Raw genomic sequence first — 16,438 nt, 5'->3', positions numbered from 1 at the left:
AGCGACGCAGGCGCCGCGGCCTCCGTACGAGGAGGTACACCTATGTCTGCATCGGGCGCGCCCATACGCGTGGTCGTGGCGAAGGTCGGGCTCGACGGCCACGACCGCGGAGCGAAGGTCGTGGCGCGGGCGCTGCGGGACGCGGGCATGGAGGTCGTGTACACGGGCCTGCACAACTCCCCCGAGCAGGTCGTCGCCACCGCCCTCGCCGAGGACGCCGACGCGATCGGCCTGAGCATCCTCTCCGGCGCCCACATGACGCTGTTCCCGCGGGTGCTGAGACTCCTCGACGAGAACGACGCCCGCGACATCGTCGTCTTCGGCGGCGGCATCATTCCCGACGAGGACGCCGCGCAGTTGCGCGAGGCCGGAGTGGCGCAGATATTCGGCCCCGGCGCCTCGACCCAGGCGATCGCCGAATGGGTCCAGGGCCATGTGCCCTCACCCGATCAGGGACGCCCCGCCACCGTCTGAACGGCGCTGACCAGGCAAGACGCCCGGGTCAAAAAATTCTTTTGAGAGACCGTAACCGCGTCCCGCGGCCCTCGTTCTTATAGGTGTCGGACGCGGAAGCAACACCGCGGAAGACGCATCAGCAGTCGGCCGAAAGGCCGCCGGACAATAACGCAGCCGCTTCATCGGGAGTTCACTTCCGCAAGCGCCGGGTTATTGAGCTGTGCCACAAGCTGCCGATGCCCTGTCGATTGAGGGGTGGCGATAGGGCATCGTGCCTAAGGGAATCAAGCCATTGAGGGGTGGGCTTGGTTCCCGCTAAGGGGACCGGACGCCTGAGGGGTGCGTCCGGTCCCCGCCTCTATGCCCGCCTCCGCTCAGCCCGGAGGCACCGGTGCTCACCTGAAGGCCCCGGCACCACCCGGCCCCGGGGGCCGCTGGACCGCACGTCCTCCCCGTTCCGGCCGTGAAATCCTCGACCTCGTCACACCTGCCGCACGCCGGAGTCCTCGGCGCCTCGCGCGGGGTTACCCTGCGATAACGGGCACCTGTACCTGCTCCCCCGTCCGACCGGACCCGGTTCGCCGAGCCCGCGGCCCGCACCGGGCACGGACGGGGAGGCCCCAGGCCGTCCGGTCAAAGAAGACTAGCTAGTGGAGCGGACTCTACAGTGGATCTGTACGAATACCAGGGCCGCGCACTGTTCGCCCGGCACGGAGTGCCGGTTCTGGACGGCGGCGTCGCCACCACCACACAGGAGGCCGTGGAGCTCGCCGAGCGCCTCGGCGACCGGGTGGTCGTCAAAGCGCAGGTGAAGGTCGGCGGACGCGGCAAGGCCGGCGGCGTCAAGCTCGCCGACACCGTCGCCGAGGTGAACACCCACGCGACCAACATCCTGGGCATGGACATCAAGGGCCACACCGTCGAGAAGGTCATGCTCACCGTGACCGCCGACATCGACGAGGAGTACTACTTCTCGTACCTGCTGGACCGCGCGAACCGCACCTTCCTGTGCATCGCGTCGACCGCCGGCGGCATGGAGATCGAAGAGGTCGCCCACACCGCCCCCGAGAAGGTCGTGAAGCTCCCGATCGACGCCGGCGAAGGCGTCACCCCGGAGATCGCGAACGCCATCGTCACCCAGGCCGGGTTCCCCGAGGACCTGCGCGACCAGCTCGTCGACGTGTTCGTCAAGCTCTGGGGCGCGTTCGTCGCCGAGGACGCGACGCTCGTCGAGGTGAACCCGCTCGTGCGCACGCCTGAGGGCAAGGTCCTCGCGCTCGACGCGAAGGTCACGCTCGACGAGAACGCGGACTTCCGCCACCCCGAGAACGCCGAGTTCGAGGACAAGTCCTCGGTCGACCCGCTCGAGCAGCGCGCCAAGGACTCCGGCCTCAACTACGTGAAGCTCGACGGCTCCGTCGGCATCATCGGCAACGGCGCCGGCCTCGTCATGTCCACCCTCGACGTCGTGTCGTACGCCGGTGAGGCCCACGGGGGCGTCAAGCCCGCGAACTTCCTCGACATCGGCGGCGGCGCCTCCGCCGCCGTCATGGCGAACGGCCTCGAAGTGGTCCTGTCGGACCCGCAGGTCAAGGCCGTGTTCGTGAACATCTTCGGCGGGATCACCGCCTGCGACGAGGTCGCCCGCGGCATCCTCGGCGCCCTCCAGACGCTCGCCGACCGCGGCGAGGACGTCACCAAGCCGCTCGTCGCCCGTATCGACGGCAACAACGCCGAGGAGGGTCGCCAGATCCTCGCCGACGCGAACCACCCGCTCATCACCGTGGTCGAGACCATGGACGCCGCGGCCGACAAGGCCGCCGAGCTCGCGAACAAGGGGGCCTAGGCACCATGGCTATCTTCCTCAACGAGAACAGCAAGGTCATCGTCCAGGGGATGACCGGCTCCGAGGGCATGAAGCACACCCGCCGCATGCTCAAGGCCGGCACCGAGATCGTCGGCGGCGTGAACCCGCGCAAGGCCGGCACCAAGGTCGACGTCGACGGCGTGAGCCTCCCCGTGTTCGCCTCCGTGCAGGAGGCCATGGCCGAGACCGGCGCGAACACCTCCGTCGTGTTCGTGCCCCCGGCGTTCTCCAAGGCCGCCGTGGTCGAGGCGATCGACGCCGAGATCGAGCTCGTCATCGTCATCACCGAGGGCATCCCGGTGCACGACTCCGTGACGTTCTGGAACTACGCCGAGTCCAAGGGCAACAAGACCCGCATCGTGGGCCCGAACTGCCCCGGCATCGCGAGCCCCGGCAAGTCGAACGCGGGCATCACCCCCGCCGACATCACCGGGACCGGCCCCATCGGCCTCGTCTCCAAGTCGGGCACGCTGACCTACCAGCTCATGTACGAGCTGCGCGACATCGGCTTCTCGACCTCCGTCGGCATCGGCGGCGACCCGGTCATCGGGACCACCCACATCGACTGCCTCAAGGCGTTCGAGGCGGACCCCGAGACCAAGGCGATCGTCATGATCGGCGAGATCGGCGGCGACGCCGAGGAGCGCGCCGCGGAGTTCATCAAGAACAACGTGACCAAGCCGGTCGTCGGCTACATCGCGGGCTTCACCGCGCCCGAGGGCAAGACGATGGGCCACGCCGGCGCCATCATCTCGGGCTCGGCCGGCACCGCCGAGTCGAAGCAGGCGGCCCTCGAGGCCGCGGGCGTCAAGGTCGGGAAGACCCCGAGCGAGACCGCCCGCCTCATGCGCGAGGTCATCGAGAACCTCTAAGCACCAAGGCGAACGCACGGGCCGGACGGCGATGCCGTCCGGCCCGTCGTCGTTCCTGGGACGGGACGGCGCGGGCCGGTCCCAGCCGCGCCCTGATTCGTCGGGGCGGCCTCGCGCGGCAGGTCGTTACGATCGGGCCATGCCCTCCACGCCCCGCCCGTCGCCCCGCGGGCCCCATCCGGCCACGTTCGGGTGGGCGCTGCTGCCGCTCCTGGTCCCCGGCGCCGGTGCGCCCCTGGCGTTCGGCGTCGCCGCCGGGCGCCGCCCCGCGGCCGCGACCGTGGCGCCGCTGATCGCCCACACCGCCGCGTTCCTGGGGTTCTTCGCGCTGATCCTCCCGTTCGACGTGGGCGAGACGCCCGATTGGGCGATGTGGAGCGCGTTCCTGGTGATGATCGCCGGCACCGTCGGCGCGACCGTCCACCTGCTCGCGATCCGCCGGTACGTCTGGGGTGCGGTGGAGGCGAGGCCCGCGCCGAGACCGGGGCCGACCGGGGACTGGGTGGCCCCGGCCCTCGACCAGGCCGCGCGGAACCGCGAGGACGCCCGGCGGCTCGCGGAAGGGGACCCGCTGCTTGCCAAGCGCACCGGCGTCGGCCGCCCCGACCTGGAGCGGCGCCTCGACGATGGCGGGCTCGTCGACCTCAACCACGCGCCCGCCGAGGTCCTGCGCAAGCTGCCGGGGTTCAACGCCGCGCTCGCCGAGCAGGTGCGCGAGCGCGTGGAGCGCGAGGGGCCGTTCCAGAGCATCGACGAGGTGATCCTGGAGGTCGGCGTCTCGCCCGGGTTCGAGCGGCACCTGCGCGAGTACGCGGTGCTGATCCCCTGAGGCGCTTAGGACTCCTCGATCCAGAAGTTGTCGTGGAGGGCGAAGAACGCCTTGCGCTCCTCGTCGTCCATGTCGCCGAGGGTGAGCAGGCCTTCGAAGTAGTCCTCGCGGGGCGCGCCCGGGTGGAACATGAGGAGCATCGAGGCGGGCTCGCCGGACTCGTTGCGGAAGCCGTGGACGCCGCCTTCGGGGACGTGCACGAAGTCGCCGGGCACGTGGTCGACCCACTTGGCGCCGTTGTAGATCCGGATGGTGCCGGTGAGGATGTAGAAGGACTCCGAGATGGTGCGGTGGAAGTGCGGGTCGGGCCCGGAGCGGGCGCCGCTCATGTTCCACTGGTAGAGCCCGAACTGGCCGTTCGTGGTCGTGCCGGTCGCCAGGTAGCCGGCGGTGCCGCCGTTCGGGTAGGTCAGGTCCGGCGGGGCCGACGCGGGCCTGAAGTAGGCGCTGATGTCGCCGTCGTCGCCGAAGTACCTGGGTTCGGGATAGGACATGTCGCTCGCTCTCTCTCGTGCGCGGTCTGCCGGTGAAGACGATCCTGGACCCCGCGACTCATCGCCCGGCGCCGGGCCCGTGTCCGACGCTACCGGGCGGTCCGGCATATTGGTACCCGGCGCTAGCCGGGCGGCTAGCCGGTTGGACCGTGAGGAGAGGCCGATGACCGAAACCGTGCTGTTCGTGGACGCCGCGGTGCTGGACACCGCCGCCGGGGCGATCGTCCCGGGGCAGCGGGTGCTGGTGCGCGGGGGCGAGGTCGCCGCGGTCGGGGCCGATGTCGAGGCGGAGGCCGCCCGGGTCGTGGACCTCGGGGGGAAGACCCTCATGCCGGGGCTCATCGACTGCCACGTGCACGTCAACGCGCACACCGCGGACCTGGCGGGCCTGGGCGACCAGTCGCCCGCGTACGTGGCCGTCAAGGCCTCCGTGGAGCTTCGGGAGATGCTCCACCGCGGGTTCACGACGGTGCGCGACCCCGGCGGGGCCGACTTCGGCATCCACGACGCGGTCGCCGAGGGGCTCATCGACGGGCCGCGGATCTTCTTCGGCGGCAAGGCGCTCTCGCAGACCGGCGGCCACGTCGACATGCGCCCGCGCGGGCGCTCGGTCCACGACGACCACCAGTGCTGCCCCGACCTGGGGCTGGTGTGCGACGGCGTCGACGGCGTGCGCAAGGCCGCCCGCGAGCAGCTGCGCACCGGCGCCCACCACGTCAAGATCATGCTGTCGGGCGGCGTCGCCTCCCCCACCGACCGGATCGACTCGACCCAGTTCTCCCTCGACGAGATCCGCGCGATCGTCGACGAGGCCGAGGCCGCGAATCGGTACGTCGCCGGGCACGCCTACACCGCGCGGGCCATCAACCGCGGCCTCGCGGCCGGCGTGCGCTCCATCGAGCACGGCAACCTCCTCGACCAGTCCAGTGTGGACCTGTTCTTGGAGCACGGCGCGTTCCTGGTGCCCACCCTGGTGACCTACCAGCGGATGGCGGTCGAAGGCGCCGAGTACGGGCTCTCCGCCGCGAACCTCGCCAAGAACGAGCTCGTCCTCGACGCCGGCCTCAAGGCGCTCGAACTCGCGCACGCCGCGGGCGTGAACCTCTGCTACGGCTCCGACCTCCTCGGCGGCATGCGCCGGCACCAGCTGCAGGAGTTCGCCATCCGCGGCGCCGTGATCCCCGCCGCCGACGTCGTCCGCTCCGCGACGGTCACGGCCGCGAAGCTCCTCGGCGAGGAGGGGCGCCTCGGCGAGATCGTCCCCGGGGCGGCCGCCGACCTCCTCGTGGTCGACGGCGACCCCCTCGCGGACCTCTCGGTCCTGACCGATCCGGAGACGCATCTGAAGCTGGTCATGCAGGGCGGCAAGGTGAAAGCGGGATCACTCGGCTGAGGCCGCCGGAGGCGGCCGCTGCGGGGGACGGGGTGGCGGCGGACTGGTAACTTTCGAAGCGCCCCGAACCGACCCAGACCGACACCGAGGAGCCTTCATGAGCTCACCCGAATCCCCCGGCATCGCCGACGCCCTCGGGCAGGCGCTCCAGATCGCGCGCGACGGGCAGCGCGCGCAGGAGGAGGCCGGCGGCCGACATGTCGAGGTCGAGGCCGCCGAAGGCATGATCCGGGTCTCGGCCACCTTGGCGGGCAAGGTCACCGTCGACCTCGTCGACCCGCGCGCGATGCGCCTGAGCAAGGAGTACCTGGGCGAGGAGATCAGCGCCGGCGTCAACGCGGCGCTCGACGCCGCCCGCGAGCAGGCCGGCATCCCCGGCGCCGTCGACCTCGGCGCGCTCAGCGAGCAGGTCGAGCAGCTCCAGCAGCAGTCGGTCCAGCGGCTCTCCTCGTTCATGAACACGCTCACCGCGTCCCACGCCCGGATCGTCGACGCCGCCGCCGACGGCAAAGGGGTGCAGTGATGCCCGACCTCCAGATCGACCCGGAGGCGCTCGACCGGTCCGGGCAGACCATCGAGGCCACCGCCGAGAAGTTCTTCACCGCCGTCGACACCTTCGCCTCCAGCATCGAAGGCGTCACCGCCGCCTGCGGCACCGACGAGATCGGCGGCCTCATCGAGCAGGCCCACACGGCCGTCTTCGAGTTCGCCAAGGAGTGCTTCACCGAGGCGGCCCAATCGATGGCCGACGCCGGCGTCGACGTGCGGGACTTCGCCAAGACCCACCTCGACGGCGACGACGCGGTCTCCCAGGCGTTCAACCAGATCGCCTCCTCGATCGGCGGGGGCGCCTGATGGCCATCATGCTCCCCTCCGAGCTCTCGGGCCTGCTCGGCATCCTCGGCTTCGACTGGCCGCAGTCGAACGAGGACAACCTCATGACGTTCGGCGAGGCCTGGATGCAGTTCGGCGACGACCTCTCCGGCCTCGGCGGCGAGGCCAACGAGAACGCCGCCTCCGCTTGGACCGACCAGATCGGCCAGGACATCGAGGCCTTCAAGACCTGGTGGGAGAGCGAGGACGGGCCCGCCCACATCCTCGACAACGGGTCGGTCGGCGCGATGATCGCCGGCGTGGGACTCATCATCTGCTCGGTGATCGTGCTGGTCCTCAAGATCATGGTCATCGTGCAGCTCGTGATCCTCGCCGTGCAGATCGCCATCGCTATCGCCCAGGCCGCCGTCACCTTCGGCGCCTCCCTCCTCCAGGTCCCGGTCTTCCAGCAGATCGCCCGCACGGTCGTCGGCAACCTCATGCAGGAAGCCGTCTTCAAACTCCTCGACGCATAGGCGGAGCATGGGACGCAAAAGCGGCGGCAAGCTCATCAGTGCCGCACTCGACTTCTTCAAGAAGGCGAAGAAGCAGCGCGCCGGACGCGCGCAGCAGAACAAGATGGACTACGACAAGCTCCAGCACGCCCTCGTCGGCGACGTCCGGCCCGGACGCCCCACCGGCAGCGGCTACCACTGGCGGCCCGGCGGCAACGACTTCGACGGCCGCCGCATCCGGCCCGACTCCCGGGTCGACGTCGGCGACAACGGCGTCTACCAGGCCGACCCCGAGTTCTTCGACGCCGGCCCGCCCCCGATCTGGAAGCCCAAGGGCGGCAACGGCGGCACCTCGACGTTCTTCCCCGACTCCTGGACGGGCGAGGACGTCGACAGGAACATCGCGACCGCGTTCCGCAAGAGCCAGCCGCACCCCAACGACCCCAACATGTGGGTCGGCGAGTCCGGCGGCGTCCGGATCTCCGGATACTATGACAACAACAATGGCCGCGGATACACTCACGGCTTCCCATCCGACCAGCAGTAACGAAAGGCGCCGCTGAACAATGCGCTTCCGAATGGACGACTATTACGGCCCGGTCGTGGACGCCGTGCCGGCCGGACAGGAAGTCCTCGCGGCCTGGATCTGCACCGACATCGGCCGGAAGTTCCGCGTCCTCCTCGACGCGCTCGCGATGGTCGACGACGTCCGTGAAGGCGGCGCGCCGTTCGAGCTGTGGGACTCCGAGGGGTGGGACGTCGAGTTCACGCCCGACGGCGTGACCGTTCAGGCCGTGTACGGGAACCGCCAGCGCGCGGCCTACTCCGTCGACGAGGTCCGGATCGCCCTGGAGGACTTCTGGGAGTTCATGGCCGAGACCCCCGAGCGGGCCAACGCCCGCCGGGCCTTCCGCCCCGACCTGGCCGAATGGCAGGCCGGACTGCTCCAGTGGGAGCAGACCTGGCAGCTGCGCCACCCGTACCGGGGGCGCCTGGGCATCCCGGCCGACGGGCCAGCATAGGACGAGACGCCGAAGGCGCGGAACGCGATCGCGTTCCGCGCCTTCGGTGTTCGTTCGATCGGCGGGTCGTTGTGCGGCTGTTCGATCAGAGATCGGTGTGCGCTGTGCGATCAGAGATCGCTGCGCCTCTGTTCGATCGGAGATCGCTGTACCGCTGTTCGATCAAAGATCGCTGTACCGCTGTTCGATCAAAGATCGAAGTGACACGCCACCTTGTGTCCGCTCGCGGCCTCGCGCCACTCCGGCTCCACCTCCGCGCAGATGTCCTCCGCCCAGGGGCAGCGGGTGCGGAAGCGGCAGCCCGAGGGCGGGTTGGCCGGGGACGGGAGGTCGCCCTTGAGGATGATGCGCTCGCGGGTGGCCTCCTTCTCCGGGTCCGGCTGGGGCACCGCGGAGAGCAGGGCCTTCGTGTACGGGTGGCGCGGGTGCTCGTAGATCGACTCGGAGTCGGCCTCCTCGACGAGCTTGCCGAGGTACATGACCCCGACCCGGTCCGACAGGTGCCGGACCACCGCGAGGTCGTGCGCGATCACCAGGTAGGTGAGGCCGAACTCGTCCTGGAGCTCGTCGAGCAGGTTCATCACCTGGGCCTGGATCGACACGTCGAGCGCGGAGACCGGCTCGTCGCAGACGATCAGGTCCGGGCGCAGCATGAGCGCCCGCGCGATCCCCAGGCGCTGGCGCTGGCCGCCCGAGAACTCGTGCGGGAAGCGCTCCAGCACGGTCTTGGGCAGGCCGACCGCGTCGAGGGTCTCGACGGCGAGCTTGCGGCGCTCCTCCTTCGAGCCGACGCCGTGGACCTTCAGCGGCTCCGATAGGAGCATGTCCACGTTGTGGCGCGGGTTGAGCGAGCCGAGCGGGTCCTGGAAGACCATCTGCATGCGGGAGCGGAACTTCCGCAGCCGCTCGCCGCGCAGGGCCGTCACGTCGTCGCCGCCGAGGGCCACGCGGCCCGAGGTCGGCTCCTCCAGCCGCAGCACGGCCCGCCCGAAGGTGGTCTTGCCGCAGCCGGACTCGCCCACGAGGCCGAAGGTGCCGCCCTGCGGGACGCGCAGGCTGACGCCGTCGACCGCGCGCACGTGCCCGACGGTGCGCTCCACGACCACGCCGCGGCGGATCGGGAAGTGCACCTTGAGGTCCTCGACCTCCAGGAGGGCGGGGGCCTCGGCGGGGGCGGCGGGCTCGGGCTCCTCGGCGCGCTGCGCCGGGATCTCGGGCTCCACCGCTGCTGCCTGCGGCGCTTCGTCTTGCGGCTCAGTGCTCATGCGACCTCCTCGGCCAAGACGCAGCGGTGGGCGTGCAGGGAGCCGACGAGCGGGGGCTCGCCGGCGACGCACGCCTCGGCGACGCGGTCGCAGCGGGGTGCGAACGCGCAGCCGTCCTTCCAGCGGATGACGTCGGCGATCGAGCCGCGGATCGGCGTCAGCGGCTCGTGGATCGGCAGGTCCAGCTTCGGGATCGACCCGAGCAGCCCGACCGTGTACGGGTGCGTGGGCCGCGCGAACAGCTCCCGCACCGGCGCCGACTCGACCACGCGCCCCGAGTAGAGCACGTTCACCTCGTCGCACATGCCCGCCACGACCCCGAGGTCGTGCGTGATCATGAGCAGCGCGGTGCCCTCGTGGTCGACGAGGTCCTTGAGCAGCTCCAGGATCTGCGCCTGGATCGTCACGTCGAGCGCGGTCGTCGGCTCGTCGGCGATCAGGAGCCGCGGGGCGCAGGCGACCGCGATCGCGATGAGCACCCGCTGGCGCATGCCGCCGGAGAGCTGGTGCGGGTACTCCTTGAGGCGCCGCGTCGGGTCGGGGATGCCGACCCGGTCGAGGAGGCTCGCCGCTTCTTGGGACGCCTTGGCGCCCTTGAGGCCCCGGTGGCGTTCGAGGACCTCGGTGATCTGCCGGCCCACGGGTACGACCGGGTTCAGGCTCGAAAGCGGGTCCTGGAAGACCATGGCGAGGTCCTTGCCGCGGCGGCGGCGCATCGCGGCGGGTGCGAGCGCCAGGAGGTCGGTGCCGTCGAACACGGCCCGGCCGCTGACGTCGGCGCCCCCGCCCCGGCCGTGGCCGCCCCCGGCGGGTACCGCCTGCGGTGCGGCCGCGGTGGCCTTGACCGCGCCCGGCGCGGGCTCCTCGGCGGCGGCCTGCACCGGCTGCGGGGCTCTGCCGCGCTTGGCGCCGCGGCCCTTCGGGAGCAGGCCCATGACGGCGAGGCTGGTGACGGACTTGCCGCAGCCGGACTCGCCGACCAGGCCGACGATCTTGCCCTCCTCCACGGAGAACGAGACGCCGTCGACGGCGGTGGACGTGCCGAACGCGACCCGCAGGTCCTCTACTTCGAGCAGTGCCACTACTCCTGCCTCCTCAGCCTCGGGTCGAGCGATTCGCGCATGGCCTCGCCGAGGAGGGTGAAGCCGAGGGCGGTGACGATGATGCCGACCGCCGGATAGATCGCGAGTTGCGGTGCGCCGGAGAGGAACCGCTGCGCGTCGGCGAGCATGGTCCCCCACTCGGGGCTGCCGGGGTCCGGGTTCCCCAGGCCCAGGTACGACAGCGCGGCGGCCTCGATGATCGCGGTCGCGAGCACCAGCGTGGCCTGCACGATGACCGGGCCCAGCGAGTTCGGCAGGATGTGCGACACCACGATCCGGCCCTTGGGCACGCCCAGGGAGATCGCGGCGAGCACGTAGTCCGAGTGCGCCTGCGCCAGCATCGAGCCGCGCAGCAGCCGCGCGAAGATCGGGATCTGCGCGACGCCGACCGCGATCATGACGGTGCTCAGCGACGGGCCGAGCAGCGCCGCGACGCTCAGCGCCAGCAGCAGCATCGGGATGGCGAGGGCCACGTCCACGGTCCGCATGATGACGGCCTCGACGCGCTCACCCCACCGGCCCCCGAAGGTGCCAGCGGCGGCGGCCACGCCGCCGATCGCGGCCCCGGCGACGAAGCCGATCAGGGTCGCCACGACGCCCACCAGGAGCGTCTGGCGGGCCCCGACGATCATGCGGGAGAACATGTCCCGGCCCAGGTGGTCCAGGCCGAACCAGTTCTCCGCGCGCGGTCCGGGGAAGATGTTCCGGTTGAGGAACACCTCCTTGCCCCACGTCTGGGCCGTCGGGTCGTACGGGGCGATGAGCGGCCCCAGGACCGCGACCACCACGAACAGGCCGACGATGACGCCGCCGGTGACGGCCATCGGGGAGCGCTTGAGCCGCCGGAACGACTGGCGCAGCAGCGAACCGGTCTGGGCCTCGCGGGCCGAGACGCTCGCCTCGATGAGCCGGTCGAGCTTTTCGATCCGGGCGATTGTCATGACCGCACCCGCACTCTCGGGTCGAGGAGGCCGTAGGACAGGTCCACGAGCAGGTTGATGACGACGTAGAACACGGCGATCACGAGGATGAAGCCCATGAGCGCCGGGTAGTCGCGCTCGGTCGTCGCCTGGTACACGAAGGAGCCGATGCCGCCGAAGGAGAACACCGACTCGGTGAGCACCGCGCCCGCGAACAGGCTGCCCAGGAGCAGGCCGATGATCGTGGCGATCGGCAGCATCGCGTTCCGCATGACGTGGCGGCCGCGGACCACGGACGGCTTGAGGCCCTTCGCGTCCGCCGTGCGCACGTAGTCCTCCCCGACGACGTCGAGGACGCTCGCGCGGGTGATCCGCACGATGACCGCGAGCGGGATCGAGGAGAGCGCGATCGCGGGCAGCACCAGGTGCAGCGTCGCGTCCCAGGCGATGTCGAACTCGCCGGTGACGAGCCCGTCGAGGACCCGCAGGCCCGTGACCTCCGTGTACTGGGAGCCGGCGGAGAGCCGGAACGTCGTGGGCAGCCACCCGAGCTCCTGCGCGAACACCACTTTCAGCATGGCCGCGAGGAAGAAGATCGGGATGCAGGTGCCCAGGAGCGAGCCCGAGACGGCCGCGAAGTCCAGCCACGACCCGCGGCGCTTCGCCGCGAGGTAGCCGAGCGGGATGCCCACGCCGACGGCGATGAGCATGGCGGCGAAGGACAGTTCGATGGTGGCGGGCAGCCGGTCGGCGAGCTCCGTCGCGATGGGCCGCCCGCTCGACAGCGAACTGCCGAAGTCGAGGCGGACGGCCCGTGCGAGGAAGTCGCCGTACTGGACCCAGAGGGGCTCGTCGAGCCCCAGGGCGGCCCGCAGCGCCTCCCGCTGCTGGTCGGTGGCGTTCTCGGGGAGCAGCTGGTTCTCGGGTCCGCCCGGAAGGGCCTTGAACCACGCGAACAGCAGCAGAGTGAGTCCCAAGAGCGCCACGGCCAGCTGCAGGAGGCGCTTGACGGTGTAGCGCAGCATGTTCCGCTATTGAGTGTCTGGTCAGGAACCGGTGGTGAAGGAGACCTGCGAGAAGTCCTCACGCGTCAGCGGGGAGACGTCCGGCGGGTACACGTTCGCGGCGAACGCGATCGACGGCGGCGACGACGAGATCGGGAGGCCCGGGAGCTCGGTCATCACGGCCTCGTTCGCGGTCTTCCACAGGTCGACGCGGGCGGCCGGGTCGGGCTCGGTGTTCGCCGCGGCGATCGCGTCGAAGACCTCGGCGCTGTCGAAGCCCCACTCGGTCGAGGGAGCGGCGAACCACGTGCCCAGGAAGTTGTACGGGTCGGCGAAGTCGCCGGTCCAGCCGAGCAGGTACAGCGGGCACTCGCCGCTGCGCGTGGTCGGGATGTACTCCACCCAGGTGATCGGGCGGGCCTCGACGGTGACGCCCGCGGCCTCCAGGTCGGACGCGATGATGTCGAAGATGTCCTTCGGCGCCGGCATGTACGGCCGGGTCACGTCGGTCGGGTAGCAGAACGTCAGGGTCAGGTCCTCCGCGCCGGCCTCGGCGAGCAGTTCCTTGGCCTTCTCCGTGTCGTAGTCGTAGGTCGCGACGTCCTCCGAGTAGCCCTCCAGGCTGGGGGGCATGAACTGGGTCGCGACCATGCCGCCGGCGGGGAGCACCGAGTCGACGATGCGCTGCCGGTCGACGGCGTACGAGAGCGCCTCGCGGACCGCGTGGTCCTCGAGCGGCGCGTGGCCCTGCGTGTACGCCAGGTACAGCAGGTTGAAGACGCCGCGGATCGGGACCTGGAAGCCCGCGTCCAGGAGCGCCTGCGCGTCGGCGGGGGCGGCCAGGTCGTAGCCGTGGATGTCGCCGGCCTCGAGGGCCTGGCGGCGGGCGGTCTCGTCCGAGATCGTCTTGAAGATCACGGTCTTGACCTTCGCGGGCTCGCCCCAGTACTCGTCGTTGCGGACGAGGGTGACTTCCTGCTCGCTGTGGTTCCAGTCCTGGAGCTTGTACGGGCCGGTGCCGGCCAGCGTGCCCACGGTCTGGGTGTACTCCGGCAGCGGCGAGTCGGCCGCGGGGAGCACGACGTCGGCGACCGCGTCGATCGAGAGCGGGCTGATGATCGAGAGCGACTCGAGCGTGAACGCGCCCGGGAAGCTGGACGTGTAGTGGCTGATCGAGATCGTGGCGGTCATGCCGTCAGCGGTGCAGCCCTTGAAGAGCGACTCCGTCTCGATGCCCATGGCCGGGTCGTTCTCGGCGAAGCCGCCGAAGACCGACGAGTAGTAGTAGGTGAAGTTCGGGGACTGGAAGCCGCCCTTGAAGTTCGCCCACCGGTCGAAGTTCTTGCAGACCGCGGCGCCGTCGAGCGGGGCGCCGTCGTGGAAGGTCACGCCCTCGCGCAGGTGGAAGGTCCACTCCGTGCCCTCGGGGTTCTGCTCGAACGACTCGGCGAGGCCCGGCACGGTGTCGGTGCAGTCGGCGTCCAGGAGCGTGTCGAACACCTGGCGGTTGACGCGGAAGGTCTCGCCGTCGGAGGCGAGGATCGGGTCCAGGCTGGTGGGGTCGCCGGGAGTGCCGAACACGAACGGCTGCGACTCGTTGGCCGCCTCGTCGACCTGGGGGTCGCCGTCGGTCCGTTCGGGACAGGAGAAGTCGAAGTCCTCGGCGGTGTCGGCGTCGCCGCCGGTGTCGCCGTCGGATCCGCAGGCAGCGAGCAGGCCCACTGCCATCGCGGCGCTCGCCGCGGCGGCCAGGGCGCGCCTGACTGGGGTTGGGGACGTGCGCATAGGTTGTCTCACCCGTCGGTCGTTGGGTATTCGGAGGTACCACACAGACTAGGACACGGTGAGTTACACCACTGTTAAGCGTTATGCGATCGTGACCGTTCCGCAGGCTATTGTTACCGAATCCGCACGAAATACGCGCAACCCAATCCCGTTGTGCCGCAACGGATCTGAAAAACGACCGGGCGCGGCCGAACCGCGCCCCGAACGTCCACTCAGTCCATGTCGCGGCGGCCCGAGAAGGCCCGCCCGAGGGTCACCTCGTCGGCGTACTCCAGGTCACCGCCCACGGGGAGCCCGCTCGCCAGCCTGGTCACCTTCAGCCCCATGGGCTTCAGGAGCATCGCCAGATAGGTGGCGGTGGCCTCGCCCTCGGTGTTCGGGTCGGTGGCGAGGATGAGCTCGGTCGTCTCGCCGCCCTGGAGCCGGATCATGAGCTGCCGGATGCGGAGGTCGTCGGGGCCGATCCCCTCCAGCGGGTTGATCGCGCCGCCGAGCACGTGGTACCGGCCGCGGAACTCGCCGGTGCGCTCGATCGCGAGGACGTCCTTGGGCTCCTCCACGACGCAGATGAGCGCCTCGGAGCGCCGCGGGTCCCGGCAGATGCCGCACTGCTCGGCCTCGGTGACGTTCCCGCAGACCTCGCAGAACCGCACCTGCGCCTTGACGCGCTCCAGCGCCGACGTGAGCCGCTCGACGTCCGAGCTCTCGGACGCGAGCAGGTGGAACGCCAGCCGCTGCGCGCTCTTCGGGCCGATTCCGGGCAGCTGCCCGAGCTCCTCGATGAGGTCGCCCAAAGCCCCGTCGTACAAGGATTCTCCTCTGTTGTCGCGCGTGGTGGGTGCGGCGGCGCCGCGGGTCCGCAGGGCCGGGCGCGGCGCGCGGGGCCCTGCGGGGGTACGGGGTGCTACATGCCGGGGAGGCCGAGGCCGCCGGTCATGCCGCCGAGGGCGTCGCCGAGCGGGCCCATCTTCTCGGCGGCGAGGCGCTTCGCGTTGTCGCCGGCGGCCTGCACGGCCGCGATGACGAGGTCCTCGAGGGTCTCGACGTCCTCGGGGTCGACCGCCTGCGGGTCGATCTTGATGGCCTTGAGCTCCCCGTCGCCGGTGACGGTGGCGGTGACGAGCCCGCCGCCGGCCGAGGCGCTGACCTCGGACTGGGCCAGCTCGGCCTGGGCCTTCATCATGTCGGTCTGCATCTGCTGCGCCTGCTGCAGCAGCTTCTGCATGTCTCCGCCTGGGAACATGTCCATTCCTCGCCCTCCGAATCCGGATCACCTGGTCTGGGGCCAGCCTAACCGCACGGGACGACGCCCGGCGGCCGAGCACGCCCGGGGGCGAAGCGACCCACACGGGGCCGGGCCGCGCGGGCGGCCGGGAGGGTCAGGCGATCTGCTTGGCGCCGAAGGCGTTCTGGAGGAGCTCGACGGCCTGCTGCTCGCTGGTGCCGAACCCGCCCGGGGCGACCGGGTCGTCGGGGCTGGCCTCGTCGTAGTCGTCCGGCGGGGGCTCCTCGACCGCCTCGGCGGCGGGCGCGGCGGCCTGGCGGCCCGGGGCGGGCCGGGACGGGGCGCCGCGGGGCGCGGCGGCCCTAGCCGCCGGGCCCGGCCCCGAACCCGACGGCGCTTTTGGGAGGCTGCCCGCCTCCCCCACTTCGCACCGGATCTTCCAGGTGCCGCCGAGGACCTCGCCGAGGACGCCCACGACGATGCCGTAGGCGGGCTCCTTCTGGAGGTTCTCGGCGTGGAAGGCGTGCTTGAAGGCGAGGACGACCTCGCCCTCGACGGCGTCGGCGATCGTGGCGTCCTGCAGGAGCGCGGCGGTGGTGCGCTTGCGGTCCTTGACGGCCATGAGGATGCGGTCCCACTGGCGGCGGACGGAGGCGGCGGAGGTGCCGCCTCCGGCGGGCTCGGGCGCGGGCTCGTAGACCGGGGCCGGCGCGGGCTCGGACCAGTCCTCGGCCGGCGGCGCGGCGGGGGCCGGTTCGGCGGGCGCGGGCTCGGCGGCCTTCGGGGCCTCGTCCTCCCAGGGCGGGACCTCGGCGGGGGCCTGCGGAGCCGGGGCCGCCGCCGCGGGGGCGGTCTCGGCGCGGACCTCGGGCGCC

Annotated in this window: 18 protein-coding genes and 1 pseudogene; 10 read left to right on the top strand and 9 right to left on the bottom strand. The window is 71.0% G+C overall.

What is annotated here, in order from left to right:
• The first annotated feature begins 42 nt into the window (after positions 1-42).
• The 4 genes from icmB to ABD419_RS22980 all read left to right on the top strand — a co-directional run bounded on the left by icmB (position 43) and on the right by ABD419_RS22980 (position 4,024).
• On the top strand, positions 43-474 hold the full coding sequence (gene icmB, locus ABD419_RS22995; protein ID WP_344491802.1) for a coenzyme B12-dependent isobutyryl CoA mutase small subunit: 432 nt from the start codon (positions 43-45) through the stop codon (positions 472-474).
• 649 nt (positions 475-1,123) lie between these two features.
• Positions 1,124-2,302, top strand: a complete 1,179-nt coding sequence (gene sucC / locus ABD419_RS22990; RefSeq protein ID WP_344491799.1) for an ADP-forming succinate--CoA ligase subunit beta — start codon at positions 1,124-1,126, stop codon at positions 2,300-2,302.
• A 5-nt stretch (positions 2,303-2,307) separates the two neighbouring features.
• A complete protein-coding gene (gene sucD, locus ABD419_RS22985) occupies positions 2,308-3,195 on the top strand; it encodes a succinate--CoA ligase subunit alpha (RefSeq protein WP_344491797.1) in 888 nt (295 codons plus the stop codon).
• A gap of 139 nt (positions 3,196-3,334) precedes the next feature.
• Positions 3,335-4,024: a ComEA family DNA-binding protein gene (locus ABD419_RS22980; RefSeq protein WP_344491794.1), complete on the top strand. Its 690-nt coding sequence runs from the start codon at positions 3,335-3,337 to the stop codon at positions 4,022-4,024.
• 5 nt (positions 4,025-4,029) lie between these two features.
• Here ABD419_RS22980 and ABD419_RS22975 read toward each other — a convergent pair whose 3' ends face one another.
• Complete coding sequence (locus ABD419_RS22975) at positions 4,030-4,518, bottom strand: cupin domain-containing protein (RefSeq protein WP_344491791.1); 489 nt, start codon at positions 4,516-4,518, stop codon at positions 4,030-4,032.
• Between the two features lie 142 nt (positions 4,519-4,660).
• Here ABD419_RS22975 and ABD419_RS22970 point away from each other — a divergent pair, with 142 nt between their 5' ends.
• The 6 genes from ABD419_RS22970 (at position 4,661) to ABD419_RS22945 (ending at position 8,261) form a co-directional block, all read left to right on the top strand.
• Entirely contained in the window at positions 4,661-5,911 is a 1,251-nt protein-coding gene (locus ABD419_RS22970; RefSeq protein ID WP_425556171.1) for a metal-dependent hydrolase family protein, read from the top strand.
• Between the two features lie 97 nt (positions 5,912-6,008).
• Positions 6,009-6,434 (top strand): YbaB/EbfC family nucleoid-associated protein, encoded by a 426-nt coding sequence (locus ABD419_RS22965; RefSeq protein ID WP_344491785.1) that lies wholly within the window; start codon positions 6,009-6,011, stop codon positions 6,432-6,434.
• The gene (locus ABD419_RS22960; RefSeq protein ID WP_344491782.1) at positions 6,434-6,766 is read left to right on the top strand and encodes a hypothetical protein; all 333 of its coding nucleotides are present in this window, start codon (positions 6,434-6,436) and stop codon (positions 6,764-6,766) included. The genes ABD419_RS22965 and ABD419_RS22960 overlap by 1 nt, the downstream gene beginning before the upstream one ends.
• Positions 6,766-7,260, top strand: coding sequence for a WXG100-like domain-containing protein (locus tag ABD419_RS22955; protein WP_344491778.1), 495 nt, complete (start codon positions 6,766-6,768; stop codon positions 7,258-7,260). The genes ABD419_RS22960 and ABD419_RS22955 overlap by 1 nt, the downstream gene beginning before the upstream one ends.
• A 7-nt stretch (positions 7,261-7,267) precedes the next feature.
• Positions 7,268-7,786, top strand: coding sequence for an EndoU domain-containing protein (locus tag ABD419_RS22950; RefSeq protein ID WP_344491776.1), 519 nt, complete (start codon positions 7,268-7,270; stop codon positions 7,784-7,786).
• 31 nt (positions 7,787-7,817) lie between these two features.
• On the top strand, positions 7,818-8,261 hold the full coding sequence (locus ABD419_RS22945) for a hypothetical protein (RefSeq protein WP_344491773.1): 444 nt from the start codon (positions 7,818-7,820) through the stop codon (positions 8,259-8,261).
• Positions 8,262-8,449: 188 nt separating this feature from the next.
• Here ABD419_RS22945 and ABD419_RS22940 read toward each other — a convergent pair whose 3' ends face one another.
• The 8 genes and pseudogenes from ABD419_RS22940 to ABD419_RS22905 form a co-directional block, all read right to left on the bottom strand.
• Positions 8,450-9,526, bottom strand: coding sequence for an ABC transporter ATP-binding protein (locus ABD419_RS22940; RefSeq protein ID WP_344491770.1), 1,077 nt, complete (start codon positions 9,524-9,526; stop codon positions 8,450-8,452).
• Positions 9,523-10,608, bottom strand: coding sequence for an ABC transporter ATP-binding protein (locus ABD419_RS22935; protein ID WP_344491767.1), 1,086 nt, complete (start codon positions 10,606-10,608; stop codon positions 9,523-9,525). The genes ABD419_RS22940 and ABD419_RS22935 overlap by 4 nt, the downstream gene beginning before the upstream one ends.
• Positions 10,608-11,570, bottom strand: coding sequence for an ABC transporter permease (locus ABD419_RS22930; protein ID WP_344491764.1), 963 nt, complete (start codon positions 11,568-11,570; stop codon positions 10,608-10,610). Before ABD419_RS22930 ends, ABD419_RS22935 begins: the two co-directional genes overlap by 1 nt.
• Positions 11,567-12,574, bottom strand: a complete 1,008-nt coding sequence (locus ABD419_RS22925) for an ABC transporter permease (protein WP_344491761.1) — start codon at positions 12,572-12,574, stop codon at positions 11,567-11,569. Before ABD419_RS22925 ends, ABD419_RS22930 begins: the two co-directional genes overlap by 4 nt.
• A 21-nt stretch (positions 12,575-12,595) precedes the next feature.
• Positions 12,596-14,338: an ABC transporter substrate-binding protein gene (locus ABD419_RS22920; protein WP_344491758.1), complete on the bottom strand. Its 1,743-nt coding sequence runs from the start codon at positions 14,336-14,338 to the stop codon at positions 12,596-12,598.
• Positions 14,339-14,550: 212 nt separating this feature from the next.
• A complete protein-coding gene (gene recR / locus ABD419_RS22915; protein ID WP_344491755.1) occupies positions 14,551-15,147 on the bottom strand; it encodes a recombination mediator RecR in 597 nt (198 codons plus the stop codon).
• Positions 15,148-15,242: 95 nt separating this feature from the next.
• On the bottom strand, positions 15,243-15,581 hold the full coding sequence (locus ABD419_RS22910) for a YbaB/EbfC family nucleoid-associated protein (RefSeq protein ID WP_344491752.1): 339 nt from the start codon (positions 15,579-15,581) through the stop codon (positions 15,243-15,245).
• A gap of 136 nt (positions 15,582-15,717) precedes the next feature.
• Positions 15,718-16,438: pseudogene (locus ABD419_RS22905) on the bottom strand (DNA polymerase III subunit gamma and tau); the annotation flags it as partial.

This window comes from Glycomyces endophyticus (assembly GCF_039531525.1).
In the GTDB taxonomy this organism is placed as follows: Bacteria; Actinomycetota; Actinomycetes; order Mycobacteriales; family Micromonosporaceae; genus Glycomyces; species Glycomyces endophyticus.
Note: the sequence above shows the minus strand (reverse complement) of the source record. Positions and strands in the feature narration are given on the sequence as shown.